The following is a 15,687-nucleotide window of genomic DNA, read 5'->3' as shown; positions in this document are numbered from 1 at the left end:
CGTGGAATTCTGGCTGGGCGGATTTCACGAGACCGCGGAGTTCGTCGGGCTGGCGCAGGCGGCCGATCGGCTGGGGTACGACACCCTGACCGTCTCGGACCACCTGTTCCACGCCCGCTATGAGTCCCGCTACCCGTACTCCAGGACGGGCGAGCCGCCGTACGACGCGACGACGCACTGGCCGGACGCCTGGGTGACCATCGGTGCGATGGCCGCGGTCACCTCCCGGCTGAACTTCGCCACGAACGTCTACATCGCCCCGGCCCGCGACCTGTTCACCGTGGCGAAGGCCGCGTCGACCGCGGCGGTGCTGTCCGGGAACCGCGTTCGGTTCGGCGTCGGCGTCGGCTGGTGCGCGGACGAGTTCCGGCAGACCGGCCAGGACTTCCACACGCGCGGCCGTCGGCTCGACGAGATGCTGCCGGCCCTGCGTGCGCTCTGGCGCGGCGGACCGGTCGAGCACCACGGCGACCGGTACGACTTCGGACCGCTGAGCATCGCGCCGGCCCCCTCCGATCCGATCCCGGTGTACGTCGGCGGGGACAGCGACGCGGCGCTGCGCCGTACGGCCCGGTTCGCCGACGGGTGGATCGGCAACCGGATCTATTCGGAGGACCGGCTGGCCGAACTGCTCGAACGCCTGTCCGCGCACCTCGCCGACCACGGTCGCAAGCTCGACGACCTGCGGGTCATCGCGCCGATCGGGGCGATGCCGAGCCCGTCGCTGTACCGGAAGTGGCGGGAGCGGGGCGTCGACGGGACGATGGCCGCCCCCTGGTGGCTCGCCACGGAGGAGGAGAAGCGGCGCTGCTCCGGCCTGGCCCTCAAGATCGCGACCATGGAGCGCTTCGCCGAGGAGGTCATCGCCCGGGTGTGAGCGCCCGGCCGTGCGCCCTCATTCATTGCATCAGAGTCCGCCCGAGGGGACCCGACGCTTCAGGGCGGGGAGGAATCGGACATCTGTGCAGCAGGGCAGGGATAGCCGAATCCCTGCCGCGGCGATTCGGCGTCCCCAGCACTTGCGAGACATTGACATGATACTTTGCTGGTTATGACCACTGGCGTGAAGCGTGCTTTTAAGTACCGCTTCTATCCGACCGATGCGCAGGCAGCCGAGCTGTCGCGCACGTTCGGATGCGTCCGGAAGGTCTACAACCTGGCGCTTGGGGCCCGCACCGATTCCTGGGCGCTCAGGCAGGAGCGGATCACCTACAACGCCATCTCGGCGATGCTGACCGCCTGGAAGAAGACCGAGGAACTGGCCTATCTGAACGAGGTGTCCTCCGTTCCACTTCAGCAGGCGCTGCGGCACCTGCAAACAGCGTTCGCGAACTTCTTCGCTAAGCGGGCGAAGTATCCGCGTTTCAAGTCGAAGAAGAGGTCCCGGGCGTCGGCGGAGTACACCGCCAGCGCGTTCCGCTTCCGCAATGGAAAACTGACCCTGGCCAAGATGAGCGAACCGCTGGACATCGTCTGGTCGCGGCCCCTGCCCGAGGGGGCGGCGCCTTCCACGGTGACCATCTCCCGCGATTCGGCGGGCCGCTGGTTCGTGTCCCTGCTGTGCGAAGATCCCGGCGTCAAGCCACTGCCCGGCACCACCACGACGGTCGGGGTGGATGCCGGACTGGATCACCTGTTGACCCTGTCGACCGGGGAGAAGATCGCCAACCCCCGGCACGAGCGCAGAGACCGCGCCAGGCTCGCCAAGGCTCAGCGGGAACTGTCCCGCAAGGCCAAGGGGAACGGCGCAAACCGGGTCAAGGCCCGCAGGAAGGTCGCCCGCATCCACGCCCGCATCGCCGACCGACGCCAGGATTTCCTGCACAAGCTCACCACTCGGCTCGTTCGTGAAAACCAAACGATCGTGATCGAGGACCTTACCGTCCGCACCATGGTAAAGAACCACAAACTCGCCCGCGCCATCTCCGATGCCGCCTGGGCGCAATTCCGGAGCATGCTGGAGTACAAGGCCGCCTGGTACGGCCGTAAAGTGATCCCGGTCGACCGCTGGTTTCCCTCCTCCAAACTGTGCTCGGCCTGCGGAACCGTGCAGGAGAAGATGCCCCTCAACGTCCGCACCTAGACGTGTCACTGCGGCACGACCCACGACCGGGACGTGAACGCAGCTAAGAACATTCTGGCCGCCGGGCTGGCGGTGTCGGCCTGTGGAGCCGGTGTAAGACCTGGGCGGAGTATTCCGCCCAGGCCGTCGACACTGAAGCAGGAAAACCTGCGGCGCAAGCCGTAGGAATCCCACTCGTTCACGAGGGGGAGGAAAGTCAAGGAGAGGATGGAGCCGGCCGCCGCCCGCCGCGCGCTCGACGCCGCCAAGGACGCCGACCGGCGGCCGCGATGATCGTCACGCTGCTCCTCCTGGGGCACGCCCTGCTGCTGGCGACCGCCGGCACGGCCGCGCTCCGGCGCGCCGGGTGGCCGTCGCGCGCTCCCCGCCTCGCCATCGCCGCCTGGTCGGGCATGTCCGCCTCCGTCGTCGGCTCGCTGATCCTGGCCGGGCTGAACGCGACCACGGCCGCGACGAGGGCCGGAGTCGCCCCGGGCCGGTGCTACGGGCCCGTGCACTGGCCGTGCGCCCCCGGCACCTTCTCCGAGATGGGCGTCCTGGCCGCGACCGGCGCCGTCGTCGCCCTCGCCGTGACGGCCCGCGTCACGTGGTGCCTGATCGCCGAGTTCCGTACCGCCGCCCGCGAGCGAGGGCTGCGGCTCGACGCACTGGCCCTGGTGGGCCGCGACGACACCCGGCTCGGCGTGACCGTCGTCGACCACGCGACGGCGGCCGCGTACTGCGTCCCCGGCCGGCGGGGCCGGATCGTCGTCACCAGCGGCGCGCTGGCGGCCCTCGACGACGCGCAGCTGACCGCCGTCCTCGCGCACGAGCGGGCCCACCTGCGCCAACGCCACCACCTCGCGCTGACCGCGAGCCAGGCCCTCGTCCGGGCGTTCGGCCCGCTTCCGCCCTTCACCACCGCGCGGGAGCAGCTCGCCTTCCTGGTCGAACTGGCCGCCGACGACGCCGCCGCGAAGCGCTCCGGCCGTCTCACCGTCGCCGAGAGCCTGCTCACGCTGTCCGGCACGGTCCCGGCCGGGACGCCGGTGCCCGTACTGGCCGCAGGCGGTTCGGCGACGGGCGCCCGCGCGCGCCGCCTCATCGCCGGCACCCGGCCGCTCGGCCCCGTCCGCACCCTGCTGGGGTTCGCCGTCGCGGCGGCGGTCCTCACCGCTCCGCTCGCGGCTGCCGGACCGGTGCTCACCACCGCGGTGGCCTGCTGCGGCTCCTCATCCGCCGCCGGTCACGTCCTCTGCACACCGATCTGTCCGGGCCAGGCTGCCTGACCTTCCGGTTTCGGTCCCGCCGACCTGACGCCTCAACTCCGGAGACGGCTCGCGCGCCGAAGGCCGTCTCGGGGAGGCCGATCCGGATTGCACCGACGTCCGCGTGAACTACGACGTCTGGTCCAACATCCACTACGGCTACGTGGGCATGGCCGCGGGCTTCGACGAGACCACCGTCCAGGACACGCAGCAGAAGATCGACAACAACGACCCGGCGGACAACCTCTCGGTCCAGGTCGGCATCGGCCTCTACAAGAAGGCGAAGCCCGACCGGCTCACCCGAGATGACCTCGCCCAGGCGGTGACCCGGGCGGCGACCGACCGGACCGACGCCTGGGTCGCCGACGGCTTCCACGTCAGACCGCGGCCGACCGCCGGCCAGACCCTCCCGTACGTCATCGCCACGGCCGACGGCACGGTCGTGTCCAACCCCTCGCCACTCGGCCCCACCGCGCTTACGGCCATCGGACCCTTCGACGTGGGTGACAAAGGCCTCGTCTACTGCGCCGACGGAACCGGTTCCGACGCGGGTTGGTACCGCGTCCGCATCCACGGGCACGCCGGATACGTCAAGGCCGGTGCGCTGAGCCTCGTCAAGGGCGGACTGGCCGTACCGGCCTGCTGATTCCCCGCTCGTCGACGGAGCCTCACCAGGCGCGCGCCACCGTGTCGGCGGCGCGCGCCTGGACAGGCCTCCGACGAGCGGCGCGGATCTCAGCCGCCGATCGGAGCCGCCGTACCGCTCACTCGAATCCCGGTGTCCGCCCCGGACGGCACGTCCACGACCAGACGACTCGGCCGACCCATGTCCTCGCCCTGGTGGATCGTCACCCGGGCCGGCGGCACGACGAGGTCCAAGTCGCGCAGGTACGCGCCGAAGGCCGCGGCCGCAGCGCCGGTGGCCGGGTCCTCGACGACCCCGCCCGGCGGGAACGGGTCGCGCGCGTGGAAGACCGTCTCGCTCTCCCGCCACACGAGCTGAACGGTCGTCCACCCCCGGCGGGCCATCAGGTCGCCCAGCGCTTCGAAGTCGTAGTCCAGATCGGCGAGCCGCTCGCGGGAACCGGCGGCGAGAACCAGGTGGTCGTTGCCCGCGTTCGCGATCCGCGGCGGAAGGGCCGGGTCCAGCTCGGCCACGTCCCAGCGGAGAGCGGTCAGCGCCGCGGCGAGGTCGGCGTCGTCCGCCGCGCGAACGGCGGGCGGGACGCTGGTCAGGGTGGCCATGATCCGGCCGTCCTCCTCGCGGGTCCCGACCGCCACCTCTCCGGCGGACGTACGGAACACGACGTCGCCGGCCCCCTCGCGCTCGGCCAGCGCGACGGCCGTGGCGATCGTCGCGTGGCCGCAGAACGCCACCTCGGCCAGCGGGCTGAAGTACCGGATCCGGTAGCGGCGCTCATCCGCCGCCTCCTCGATCAGGAACGCGGTCTCCGAGTAGCCCACCTCGGCGGCGATCTGCTGCATCCGCGCCTCGTCCATCCCACGGGCGTCGAGCACGACACCGGCCGGATTGCCGCCCGCCCCGTTCACGTCGAAGGCGGTGTACCGAAGGACGGCCGCCGGGGCCGTCTGAGTCTGGGTCTGCGATGCGGTGTTCGTCATGGCCACAATTCTGCGAGCCCGGGTACCATCGCGTCCAACGATAAAGATCGATCAGGAGGATCGAGAACTCCGATGGACACGCGCCTGCTCCGCAGCTTCCTCGCGGTCGTACGCGCCGGCGGGATCACGGCGGCCGCCGCCGAGCTCGGATTCGTCCAGTCGACGGTCACCACGCACATCCAGGCGCTCGAACGCCTGACCCGCACCCCGCTGCTCGACCGGCACCCCGGTGGCGTCTCCCCCACCCAGGCGGGCACGCTGCTCGCCGAACGCGCCCAGCAGATCCTCGACCTCGAGGACCGCATGCTCGCCGAGCTGGCCGCCGACGCCGCCCGGCCCACCGGTCCCGTACGGCTCTGCGCCCCGGAGTCGGTGTGCGCCTACCACCTGGCACCGCTCCTCGCCACGTTCCGGGAGCGGCTGCCGGAGGTCCGCCTCTCGCTCTTCCCCGCCGACACCCGTACCGCGCTGACGGCGATCACGGAACGCCGCGCCGACCTCGCCCTCCTCCTGGAACCGACGGTCGACCCGCCCCAGGCCGACGTGGCCGACCTGGGCCGGGTCGAGCTGTCCCTGGTGGGGTCCACCGCCTGCGACCTCCCCCGCGACCGCCCGATCACCCCCGCGGAACTCGCGGCGACGGGCGTCCTCCTGCTGGAGGAGGGCTGCGCGTACAGTGACGACCTCGCCGCCCTGATGTCCGCCGCCGGAAACCCGGTGGCCCAGCCCCGGTTCGGCGGCGTCGAGACGGTGAAGCGCTGTGTCGCGGCCGGTCTCGGCCTCGCCCTGCTGCCGACCGTCACCGTCGCCGAAGAACTCGCCGACGGCCGTCTCGTGCGGCTGCGGCCTCCCGACCTCGCCGAACAGCGACTCTGGCTACTCCGCCCCCGCTCCCGCTGGGCCTCCCCGGCGATCCAGGCCGTCCAGACCCTGCTGACCGAGACCATCCCCGCCACCTCCGCGTCCCGACGACCGTGCCGGTGAGTTCTTCCGGGTCCGCCGCCTCGACGAGACTCCATCCGCTTCGCATGGGGAGCATCGCCACCAGCGCCGAGGGTGGGGACCGGCCACCGCACGGTGTCCGGGAAGCAACGCCGGAGGAGCACGGTCGGCTTTTCCAACGACGGCGACTGTGTCGAGGTCGCCGTCGTGGCGGCCGCGTACGGTTTGAGATCCCTGCCGGGATAGCGCCCCGGATTTCGGTGCCGTGAGCAGCGGAAATCCGGGGCGTTGATAACGTCTCCGAGGCCGCCACGTGCAGAGGTCTCGGATAACACGACCACCGCCACCCCGATTGCCCAAAAACGCCTCCCTCGCGAGTCGGCCTGCGCCGCATTCCCCGAGCGTCCTGCACGCTCTAGCAGCCCACGTCCTCGCCGAGCCCCCGCCATCGCCCACACCCACGCCATCGCCCCCGCACCCCGCAGCCCGCAGCCCGCCCAGCTTCGCCCCTCTCGGTGCGGGCCGACAGCAGACGAGCATCCTTGTCGTCATCGATCTCCCGCGCCTGCAGCGCTCGGCCACGCGGAACGGCCTGGCGCGAACGTGCCGGCCGGGAGCAAGGCCCGACCGGCGCGTCGCGCACTACGAGGCGGCGGTCCTAGCCGAAGTGCCGGGTGAAGAAGCGCAGCGCGCTATCGGTCTCGAACTCGGGGACCTCTCCGTGCTTGCCGGGGTTGGCATGCAGCGTCTTGTCCGACGACGCCAGAGCGTCGAACAGCGCCAGGCCCTGATCCCGCGGCACTCGATCGTCGTCCCACTGGAGCAGGAACTGCACCGGGGCGGTGACCTGGGCGGCGGCCTCGGCCAGCCCGTCCAGGCCGAGTAGGCCCAGCACCGCCGCGCGGACCCGGGGTTCCGCGGCGACGAAGGGGACACCGAGGCCGCAGCCCATCGACATGCCCAAGTAGCCCACCGGGCCGGCGCCGACGAGGTCGAGTTCCTGAACCGCGGTCAGGACCGCCTGCCACTCCGGGACGGCCTGGTCGGCCAGGAACTCGTGCATGGTGGCGAGCCGCGAGGCGACGTCCTCCCCCGCGACCATGCCGGCCCGCAACTCGGCCGCGATCCGGGCGAACTCCTCGGTCTTCGGCCTGTCGCCGTGGTTGGGCGCGTCGAGTGCGACCACCGCGAAATCACCCTCGGTGACGAAGCGGTGCGCGCGGGCCACGATGCCGGCGGCCTTCTTGTGCTGCCCGCCGCCGTGTCCCATCAGGATCAGGGGGCGAGCTCCGACGGCGTCTTCCGGCGTCCACAGCACACCGGGGATCTCGCCGAGGGTGAACAGTCGTTCGGTGACGCCGTCCAACGACGTCTGAGAGATGAAGCGCAAAGCGTTTCAAGCCTTTCGGGATGCCTTCTGCGGGCGCTCCCTAGGCCATGCATGGGAGGGAGGCCCGACCTGTCACAGCGTTGATCGGTCTCACCTCCTCAGTTCGCAGTGGTGCACAGCGCCGCAGAACGTATCACATGGCACACGTCGTCTGACGGGGCGCGCCGAGGATTCGGTGCCGCGAGCAGCGGCGATCCACGGCGTTGCCGGCGGCTCTGGGCTCTGTCGCGTGCAGAAGTCTCGGATGAGCGCCACCACCGCCGCCCCGGTTGCCGGGTCGACCGAGTCCCGGGCGCGCGCCGCCGGCCTCCCGGTACGCACCGTGGAGTCCGACATCGGAGCGGTGGTCGGCGCCCGGCTGCAGAGTCCGGGCTACACCGGCCGGGCGAAACTGGTCGTCGACGAGGACCGGCGGGTGCTGCTCGGCGCCACCTTCGTCGGCCCGGCCATCGTCGACCTCCTCCACGGGGCGACCATCACGGTGACCGCCGAGGTTCCTCTCGACCGGCTGTGGCACGCCGTCCCGACCTTCCCGACCACGAGCGAGATCTGGCTGAACCTCCTGGTGGACTACGGCATGTGACGCCTCCCCGGGGCGCGGGGCACTCACCGGCGGCGGTTAACCCGCGCGTCGTCTGAAGGACGCGGGGCGGCCACTCGTCATCAGCAGAATCCGGGTGTCGGATCGCGTGCCATCCACGAGGAGACGTTCGGATGAACCGTCGTGCCGTCGCGGCCACCGCCGCCGGAACGCTCGCCCTGTCCCTTTCCGGCGCGGGGATCGCCGCCGCCGGCGTGTCCCCCGCCCTGCAGGCGCGGGACGACGCCTACCGGGTACGGGCCGGGGGGACTCTCACCGTGCACGGACCCGGCGTCCTGCGGAACGATCGCGGGCGGACCGTCACGCTGGTCTCGCACACCTCCCCCGCGCACGGGTCGTTGAGCCTGAACCCCGACGGGTCCTTCCGGTACACCCCGGCCGCCGGGTTCACCGGGACCGACTCCTTCGGCTACACCGTCAGCGACGCGGTCCGGCTGTACGCCACCCACCTGCCGCCGCTCGCCACGATCGGCGGTGTGAAGATCACCGGCGGATCCTACGGGTCGGCGCTCGCGCCCGTGCCAGGTCACCGGGACGAGTTCTACGGCCTCACCGACCGCGGGCCGAACGTCGACGGTCCGAACGGCACGAAGATCCTGCCGCTGCCCGGATTCACGCCGTCCATCGGACGGTTCCGTCTCAAGGACGGCCGGGCCGTGCTCGAGCGAACGATCCCGCTGCGGGCCGCCGATGGCACGCCGTACTCCGGGCGCGTGAACCCGCAGGCGGCGACCGGGGAGACCCTCACCGACCTGAACGGGAACACCCTGGCGCCGAGCGCGAGCGGGTACGACTCCGAGGGCCTGGTGGCGATGCGCGACGGCTCCTTCTGGGTGTCGGACGAGTACGGCCCGTTCATCACGCGGTTCGACCGGAACGGCCGCACCGTCGAGCGGCTGTCGCCCTTCGACGGTTCGCTGCCCCGGGAGCTCGCGAACCGGGTGCCGAACAAGGGCATGGAGGGACTCACGGTCACGCCCGACGGCGGGACCCTGGTGGGGATCATGCAGTCGGCGCTGCAGCAGCCCGACCTGACGGCCAAGGCGAAGGACGTCACGGCGCTGCGGATCGTGACGTACGACCTGCGCACCCGGGCCACCCACGATTACGTCTACCTGCTCGACGACCCCAAGACCAACAGTGGGGCGGTCAGTGAGATCACCGCGCTGTCGAACACGACGTTCCTCGTGGACGAGCGGGACGGGAACACCGAGCCGGGCGCGTACAAGCGACTCTTCAAGATCGACCTGGACGGCGCGACGGACGTCGGGCCGCGGGCGTCGGTGCCCGGCGCCCGCTACGACGCGAGCAAGGGCGGGTTGCTCGTCGGCAAGGACGCCAGGACGATCGACGCGTACGTCGGTTCGGGCGACACCGCGACCGCGCAGGCGAAGCTGGCCGCCGTCGGCGTCACGCCGGTCCACAAGAGCCTCGGCCTCGACCTGGGCGGGCTGCTGACCGGCCTGGACCCGGCGGGCGGCTTCTTCGGGCACGACAAGGTCGAAGGGGTCGCCACGACCGACGGCGGACGCACCCTCGTGATCAGCAACGACAGCGACTTCGGCGTCGACGGGATCACCAACGACGCGCCGCCGTTCGCGCTGCACGCCAAGACGCTGCCGAACGGCCGGCAGGACGACGGGGAGTACCTGGCGATCGACACCACGAGGCTGCCGGCGGCCACCTCCGGCGCCACAGTGCGGATCACGGTGACCGGCTGAGGCCGCGGCCGCCCGGTCAGGTCTCCAGGAACGCCTTCAGGGCGCTCGCCAGGAGGTGCGGGTCGTCGGCCCCGCACAGCTCGCGGGCGGAGTGCATGGACAGGCAGGGAACGCCGACGTCGACCGTGGTGATCCCGTGGCGGGCGGCGGTGATGGGGCCGATCGTGGTCCCGCACGGCATCGCGTTGTTGGAGACGAACTCCTGGCACGGGACGCCCGCCCGGTCGCAGGCGGCGGCGAAGACGCCGCGGCCGACCCCGTCGGTGGCGTACCGCTGGTTGACGTTGATCTTGAGGATCGGCCCGCCGTTCGGCATCGGGCGGTGGGTCGGGTCGTGCCGCTCGGGGTAGTTCGGGTGGACGGCGTGGCCGGTGTCGGCGGAGACGCAGATCGTCCCGGCGAAGGCGCGTGCCTTGTCGTCGTACGAGCCGCCGCGGGCGAAGACCAAGCGCTCGAGGACGGTGCCGAGCAGCGGGCCCGAGGCGCCGCTGTCGGCCTGGCTACCGTTCTCCTCGTGGTCGAAGGCGGCGAGGACCGGAATGTAGGACAGGCCGGGTGAGCCGGCGACCGCGGCGAGCGCGGCCGTGCCCGCGTGCACCGACAACTGGTTGTCGAGCCGCGCGGCGGCCAGCAGCTCCCGGTCCCGCCCGAGGTAGGCGGGCGGCTGGACGTCGTGGGCCATCAGGTCCCAGCCGACGATCTCGGCGGCGTCGACTCCGGCCTCTTCGGCGACGAACTCGATCAGCATCCCCTCGTGGACGTCACCGATGCCCCAGATCGGCTGCGTGTGCCGCTGTCGGTCGAGGACGACACCGTTCTCGTTGACGCCGCGGTCGAGGTGGATGGCGAGCTGCGGCACGCGCAGCAGCGGGCGGTCGATGGCGATCAGCCGCGTGGTGGCGTCGCGCAGCACGATCCGGCCGGACAGGCCGAGGTCCCGGTCGAGCCAGCTGTTGAGCAGCGGCCCCCCGTAGATCTCGACAGCGACCTGACGCCAGCCCTGGGCGGCGAAGTCGGGACGCGGCTTGAGGCGGAGGTTGGGCGAGTCGGTGTGCGCGCCGATGATCCGGAACGGTGTCTCCGGCCGCGCCCCCTCCGGGACGTACCATGCGACGATCGCCCCGCCGCGTACGACGTATCGTCCGCCCGTCTCCCCAGTCCAGGGGTCCGTCTCCGCCACGTGGCGGAACCCGGCCTTCTCCAGGCGCTCGGCGGTGCTGGCGACCGCGTGGTACGGCGAAGGGCTGGCGGCGATGAAGTCGGCGAGGTCGTCCGTGTGGCCGCGGCCGAACTGGGGCTGTGCGCTCATGAGTCAAGAATAGGGACAGCGGCTCGCGCCGAGGTGTAGCTGGCGTCACCGTCCATGGGTGGCCACCCCCCGGGTCCAGCCGGGTGCTCACCGGCTGGGGCACAGGCCCCCGGATTTCTAGCGTCTTCAACGAAGAGACGTACCCGCCGGACGGTGAAGGGGAACGCGGATGAAGGAGAACCTGGCCGCTCGGCTGGGCGGCTGGAGCGCCCGCCACAGGAAGACGGCGATATTCGGGTGGCTGCTGTTGGTCGTCGCGGCCGTGCTCATCGGCGGAATGGCAGGGCAGCGGCAGCTGACCAACGGTGAGCAGGGCACCGGTGACTCCGGGCGGGCGATCCGCATCCTCGAAGAGGCCGGCGTCAAGAGTCCGGCCACCGAGCTGGTGCTGATCCACAGCGCGACCCCGGACGGGTTCCGCGCGGCGGCCGCGGACGTGACCCGCGCGATCCGGGACAGCGGGCGGGCGGCGACCGTGCGCGAGCCTCTGGTCTCCCGGGATCACCGCGACGCGCTGGTGCAGTTCGACATCGCGGGTGACCCGAAGACGGCGGCGGACCGGGTGGCGCCCGTCCAGGCGGCGGTGGCGCGGGCGGGAGTGGGCCACCCCGGCGTCCGGGTGGAGGAGTTCGGCGACGCGTCCGGCGAGCGGTGGTTCAACAAGACGATGGGCGCGGACTTCTCCCGCGCGGAGCTGACCGCCGTGCCGCTCGCGCTGGGCATCCTGCTCGTCGCCTTCGGCGCGCTGCTGGCCGCCGTGCTGCCGGTGGCCATCGCGCTGACGGCGTTCCTGGCGGCCAACGGGCTGCTCGCCGTGATCAGCCACGCCATGCACATGGACGGTTCGGCGAGCTCGGTGATGCTGCTGATGGGCCTCGCCGTCGGCGTCGACTACTGCCTGTTCTACCTGCGCCGGGAGCGCGAGGAGCGCGCCGCCGGACGGGACCGGGAGACCGCGCTGCGCATCGCCGCGGCGACCTCCGGCCGGTCGGTCCTGGTGTCCGGGCTGACGGTCATCGTGGCGATGGCCGGGATGTTCCTGTCCGGAATGATGATCTTCGAGGGCTTCGCGGTCGCGACCATTCTCGTGGTGCTGATCGCGGTGATCGGCTCGGTGACGGTTCTGCCCGCGCTGCTGTCGCTGCTGGGCGACAAGGTGGAGTTCGGGCGCATCCCGTTCCTGCGCCGCAGGCGGTCGACCGGACGGTTCTGGAACGCCGTCCTGCGCCCGGTGCTGGCCCGTCCGGACGTCTCCGCCGCGCTGGCCGGGGCGTTCCTGCTGGCGCTGGCCGCCCCCGCGCTCGGCATGCACACCGAGAAGCTGCGGATGGAGCAGCAACTCCCGAAGAACACGCCCCTGATCGTGACCTACCACCGCATCAACGCGGCGTTCCCCGGCGGACCCGACCCGGCCCTCGTCGTGGTGAAGGCCTCCGACATCCAGGCGCCCCGGGTACGGCAGGCGATCCAGTCGCTGCGGGACGCCGCGCGGCGGGACGGGGAGTTCGGGCAGCCGGTCCGCGTCCAAGTCCACGCGGCGGCGAACGTCGCCACGATCAGCGTGCCGCTCGCCGGCAACGGCTCGGACGCCACCTCACGGCACGCGCTGGCGACCCTGCGGCAGCGCCTGGTGCCCGCGGCGTTCGGCGGGATCGCGGAGGCGCGCGTCGGCGGCACCCTGGCGTTCTCCATGGACTGGAACGCCCGGCTGCGCGGCGGCATCGTGCCGGTCTTCGTGTTCGTGCTGGGCGTCACCTTCCTCCTGATGCTGATCTCGTTCCGGTCCGTGCCCATCGCCGCCACGGCCATCGTGCTCAACCTGCTGTCGGTCGGCGCGGCGTACGGGGTGATGGTCGCGATGTTCCAGCACGGGTGGGGCGCGGGCCTCGTCGGCACCCACGGCGTCGGCGCCATCGAGGCGTGGCTGCCGCTGTTCGTCTTCGTCGTCCTGTTCGGACTGTCGATGGACTACCACGTCTTCGTGGTGTCGCGGATCCGCGAGGCGTACGACCGGGGCACGCCCACCACGGCGGCGGTGGCGCAGGGCATCCGGGCGACGGCCGGCGCCGTGACCAGCGCCGCGGTGATCATGGTGGCGGTGTTCGCCGTCTTCGGCACGCTCTCGATGCAGGATTTCAAGCAGATGGGCGTCGGGCTGTCCATCGCCGTGCTGCTGGACGCCACGATCGTACGGGCGGTGCTGCTCCCGGCGGTGATGACGCTGCTCGGCGAGCGGAACTGGTACCTCCCGCGCGCGCTGTCCTGGCTCCCCGGCCTGTCCCACGGCGAGGCGCCGGCCGCCGCGCCCACCGCACCGCAGCCGGCCTACGTCTCGGCGGAGGGCTGAGCCTCCGCGGAGCGTCCGCGATCCGCCGGCCCGTCGACCGGGCCGGCGGATCGGCGCGGTCAGCCGAGCGCGAGCGCGGCCAGGGCGGCGTTGACGATGGAGCCCGGGAGCAGGTCGTGCAGCTCGTACAGCTCGGCGATCGAGCCGGACTGACCGAACTGGTCCACGCCGAGCGGCACGCACGGCACGCCGAACGCCGAGCCGAGCCACGCCAGGGCGTGCGAGGCGGCGTCGTGCACGGTGACGATCGGCGCGCGGACCGGGAACGCCGCGCGCAGCACGCCCGCCTCGGACGGCGTGCTCGCCGTCCGGACGCCCTGCCGCAGGGTCCGCTGCCACGCGGAGTACAGCCGGTCGGAGGAGGTCACGTCGATGACGTGCGCGGCGATGCCCTCCTCCTCCAGCTCACGGGCGGCGGCCAGCGCCTCGGGGAGGACGGCGCCCGACGCGGCGAGTTGCACGGCCGGGCCCTCGACGTCCGAGCGGTGCAGGAGGTACGCCCCGGCGAGCACCTGCCGGCGCAGCACCGCGTCGCCGAGGCGCTCCCGCGCCTCCTCGAACGGCGCCTGGTCCAGCGGCCGGGTGGTCAGGCGGAAGTAGTAGGCGCCGTCCTCGGCCGGAACCGCGGTGGTCGTCTCGGCCGGGCCGGCGGCGATCCGGCCGAGCGCGTCGCACAAGAGCCAGTCGAGGGCGGTGGCGTACGCCGGTTCCAGGTAGGTGACGTTGGGCAGCTCGAGCCCGATCGAGGCGGTGATCGTCGACTGGTGCGCCCCGCCCTCCGGTGCGAGCGTCACCCCGGACGGCGTGCCGGCCACGACGAACCGCGCCCCGGAGTAGACGCTGTAGATGAAGGCGTCCAGCCCGCGGCAGACGAACGGGTCGTACACCGTGCCGACCGGCAGCAGCGGCTGCCCGTGCAGGTCGCCGGCGAGCCCGAGCTGGCCGAGGAGCAGGAAGAGGTTCATCTCCGAGATGCCGAGCTCGATGTGCTGGCCGGAGGGTCCCTCGGTCCACTTCAGCAGCGGGTCGACGCTCCACGCCCGCTGCTCGGCGGGCGCGAAGACGCCCTTGCGGTTGATGAACCCGGCGAGGTTGGTCGACGTCGCCACGTCCGGCGCGGTCGTGACGAGGTACGGCGCGACCTCCTCCGCGCGGGACAGGTCGACGAGGATCTTGCCGAAGGCGTCCTGGGTCGAGACGGGACGCGAGGTCCGCACCCCGGTCGCCGCCGGCACCTTGACGCCCAGGGAGCCCGGCGCGGGCGTACGGCGCAGCGCCTCGCGCCGCTGGTTGCACAGGATGCCCTCGGGCGTCGCCGGGTCGAACCGCTCCCAGTCGTCGGTGAGCCGCAGCGAGGCGCGCAGCGCGTCGATCTGCTCGCCGGTCAGCAGCGCGGAGTGGTTGCGGGGGTTGCCGGCGATCGGCAGGCCGTGACCCTTCACCGTGTACGCGAACACGACGCTGGGCCGGTCGGTGACCGCGTCGCACTCGGCGTACGCCTCCAGCATGGCGACCGGGTCGTGGCCGCCCAGGTCCTGCACGAGTTCGGCGAGCTCGTCGTCGGGCAGGCCGGCGACCGCCTCGGTGACCTCGGCCGGCGCCCCGTCCAGGAACGTCCCGCGCAGCTTGGCGCCCGTGAGCCCGAACAGCGCCTGGTAGTGCTCGTTCGGCATGGCGTCGATCCAGCCGCGTACGGCGGCGGGCGCCTCGCGGAGCCGCCGGCCGTACTTCACCTCGACGACGTGCCAGCCCGCCGCCTCGAACTGGCCGCGCCACTGCGCGATCCGCATGCCCGGCACGACGCGGTCCAGGGACTGCCGGTTGAAGTCGACGACCCACATGACGTTGCCGAGGCCCTGGGTCGCCGGGTCGGCGATGGCCTCCCAGACGTTGCCCTCGTCGAGCTCGGCGTCGCCCAGCAGCGCGACGAACCGCGCCTTCGGGCCCGCGCCGCCGTGCCAGTGCGCGTCGACGTAGCGGCGGACGGCGGCGGCGAACAGCGGCGCCGCCGCGCCGAGGCCGACCGAGCCGGTGGAGAAGTCGACGTCGTCGGGGTCCTTCGTACGGCTCGGGTAGGACTGCAGGCCGCCGCGGGCGCGCAGGGTCGTGAGGTAGGAGCGGTCGAGGTCGCCGAGGAGGTACTTGATCGCGTGGAAGACCGGGGAGGCGTGCGGTTTCACGCTCACCCGGTCCTCGGCGTTCAGGTGCGCGAACCACAGCGCGGTCATCGCCGTCACCAGCGACGCGCTCGACGCCTGGTGCCCGCCGACCTTGACGCCGTCGCCGGTCCGGCGCTCCCGGTTGGCCGCGTCGACGATGCGCACGGCCAGCCAGAGCACCCGGCGCTGGATCTCCTCCAGCACACTCAGGTCGACGCCGGCCAGGTCCACACCCGCGACCTCATTGTCACGAACGTCCTGCATG

Annotated in this window: 11 protein-coding genes and 1 pseudogene; 8 read left to right on the top strand and 4 right to left on the bottom strand. The window is 72.1% G+C overall.

Annotation, left to right across the window (positions count from 1 at the left end):
* Window position 1: 1 nt before the first annotated feature.
* The 4 genes and pseudogenes from AB0L00_RS26285 to AB0L00_RS26270 all read left to right on the top strand — a co-directional run bounded on the left by AB0L00_RS26285 (window position 2) and on the right by AB0L00_RS26270 (window position 3,976).
* A complete protein-coding gene (locus AB0L00_RS26285; RefSeq protein WP_364439247.1) occupies window positions 2–877 on the top strand; it encodes a TIGR03619 family F420-dependent LLM class oxidoreductase in 876 nt (291 codons plus the stop codon).
* 174 nt (window positions 878–1,051) lie between these two features.
* Window positions 1,052–2,248, top strand: a pseudogene (locus AB0L00_RS26280) (RNA-guided endonuclease TnpB family protein).
* A gap of 104 nt (window positions 2,249–2,352) precedes the next feature.
* Window positions 2,353–3,351 carry a M56 family metallopeptidase gene (locus AB0L00_RS26275; RefSeq protein ID WP_364439244.1) on the top strand — a complete coding sequence of 333 codons (999 nt, stop codon included), beginning with the start codon at window positions 2,353–2,355 and terminating at the stop codon, window positions 3,349–3,351.
* A gap of 103 nt (window positions 3,352–3,454) precedes the next feature.
* A complete protein-coding gene (locus AB0L00_RS26270; RefSeq protein ID WP_364439241.1) occupies window positions 3,455–3,976 on the top strand; it encodes a polymorphic toxin type 44 domain-containing protein in 522 nt (173 codons plus the stop codon).
* 89 nt (window positions 3,977–4,065) lie between these two features.
* On the opposite strand, the gene AB0L00_RS26265 is transcribed toward AB0L00_RS26270, so the two are convergent.
* On the bottom strand, window positions 4,066–4,953 hold the full coding sequence (locus AB0L00_RS26265; RefSeq protein WP_364439238.1) for a PhzF family phenazine biosynthesis isomerase: 888 nt from the start codon (window positions 4,951–4,953) through the stop codon (window positions 4,066–4,068).
* Between the two features lie 72 nt (window positions 4,954–5,025).
* On the opposite strand from AB0L00_RS26265, the gene AB0L00_RS26260 reads away from it, so the two are divergent.
* Window positions 5,026–5,937, top strand: a complete 912-nt coding sequence (locus AB0L00_RS26260; protein WP_364439235.1) for a LysR family transcriptional regulator — start codon at window positions 5,026–5,028, stop codon at window positions 5,935–5,937.
* A 616-nt stretch (window positions 5,938–6,553) separates the two neighbouring features.
* Here the strand turns inward: AB0L00_RS26260 and AB0L00_RS26255 are convergent.
* On the bottom strand, window positions 6,554–7,285 hold the full coding sequence (locus tag AB0L00_RS26255; protein WP_364439232.1) for an alpha/beta hydrolase: 732 nt from the start codon (window positions 7,283–7,285) through the stop codon (window positions 6,554–6,556).
* Between the two features lie 244 nt (window positions 7,286–7,529).
* On the opposite strand from AB0L00_RS26255, the gene AB0L00_RS26250 reads away from it, so the two are divergent.
* Together AB0L00_RS26250 and AB0L00_RS26245 are read left to right on the top strand one after the other, a co-directional pair.
* Complete coding sequence (locus tag AB0L00_RS26250; RefSeq protein ID WP_364439230.1) at window positions 7,530–7,868, top strand: hypothetical protein; 339 nt, start codon at window positions 7,530–7,532, stop codon at window positions 7,866–7,868.
* A 131-nt stretch (window positions 7,869–7,999) separates the two neighbouring features.
* Window positions 8,000–9,607, top strand: a complete 1,608-nt coding sequence (locus AB0L00_RS26245) for an esterase-like activity of phytase family protein (RefSeq protein ID WP_364439227.1) — start codon at window positions 8,000–8,002, stop codon at window positions 9,605–9,607.
* A gap of 16 nt (window positions 9,608–9,623) precedes the next feature.
* Here the strand turns inward: AB0L00_RS26245 and AB0L00_RS26240 are convergent, their stop codons facing one another.
* Window positions 9,624–10,916 (bottom strand): M18 family aminopeptidase, encoded by a 1,293-nt coding sequence (locus AB0L00_RS26240; RefSeq protein WP_364439224.1) that lies wholly within the window; start codon window positions 10,914–10,916, stop codon window positions 9,624–9,626.
* Window positions 10,917–11,085: 169 nt separating this feature from the next.
* On the opposite strand from AB0L00_RS26240, the gene AB0L00_RS26235 reads away from it, so the two are divergent.
* Window positions 11,086–13,263, top strand: coding sequence for an MMPL family transporter (locus AB0L00_RS26235; protein ID WP_364439221.1), 2,178 nt, complete (start codon window positions 11,086–11,088; stop codon window positions 13,261–13,263).
* Window positions 13,264–13,322: 59 nt separating this feature from the next.
* Here AB0L00_RS26235 and AB0L00_RS26230 read toward each other — a convergent pair whose 3' ends face one another.
* Window positions 13,323–15,686: a transketolase C-terminal domain-containing protein gene (locus AB0L00_RS26230; protein ID WP_364439217.1), complete on the bottom strand. Its 2,364-nt coding sequence runs from the start codon at window positions 15,684–15,686 to the stop codon at window positions 13,323–13,325.
* Between the last annotated feature and the right edge of the window lies 1 nt (window position 15,687).

Origin of the sequence: Actinoallomurus sp. NPDC052308 (assembly GCF_040679195.1) — a bacterium.
Lineage (GTDB): Bacteria > Actinomycetota > Actinomycetes > Streptosporangiales > Streptosporangiaceae > Actinoallomurus > Actinoallomurus liliacearum.
The sequence above is the reverse complement of the archived record's forward strand: the minus strand, read 5'-3'. Positions and strand labels throughout refer to the sequence as shown.

What these genes read in the sequence shown, in the direction of transcription:
- AB0L00_RS26230 (WP_364439217.1), bottom strand. Translation starts at nt 15,686, where the DNA reads ATGCAGGACGTTCGTGACAATGAGGTCGCGGGTGTGGACCTGGCCGGC.
- AB0L00_RS26250 (WP_364439230.1), top strand. Translation starts at nt 7,530, where the DNA reads ATGAGCGCCACCACCGCCGCCCCGGTTGCCGGGTCGACCGAGTCCCGG.
- AB0L00_RS26260 (WP_364439235.1), top strand. Translation starts at nt 5,026, where the DNA reads ATGGACACGCGCCTGCTCCGCAGCTTCCTCGCGGTCGTACGCGCCGGC.
- AB0L00_RS26275 (WP_364439244.1), top strand. Translation starts at nt 2,353, where the DNA reads ATGATCGTCACGCTGCTCCTCCTGGGGCACGCCCTGCTGCTGGCGACC.
- AB0L00_RS26240 (WP_364439224.1), bottom strand. Translation starts at nt 10,916, where the DNA reads ATGAGCGCACAGCCCCAGTTCGGCCGCGGCCACACGGACGACCTCGCC.
- AB0L00_RS26245 (WP_364439227.1), top strand. Translation starts at nt 8,000, where the DNA reads ATGAACCGTCGTGCCGTCGCGGCCACCGCCGCCGGAACGCTCGCCCTG.
- AB0L00_RS26265 (WP_364439238.1), bottom strand. Translation starts at nt 4,953, where the DNA reads ATGACGAACACCGCATCGCAGACCCAGACTCAGACGGCCCCGGCGGCC.
- AB0L00_RS26235 (WP_364439221.1), top strand. Translation starts at nt 11,086, where the DNA reads ATGAAGGAGAACCTGGCCGCTCGGCTGGGCGGCTGGAGCGCCCGCCAC.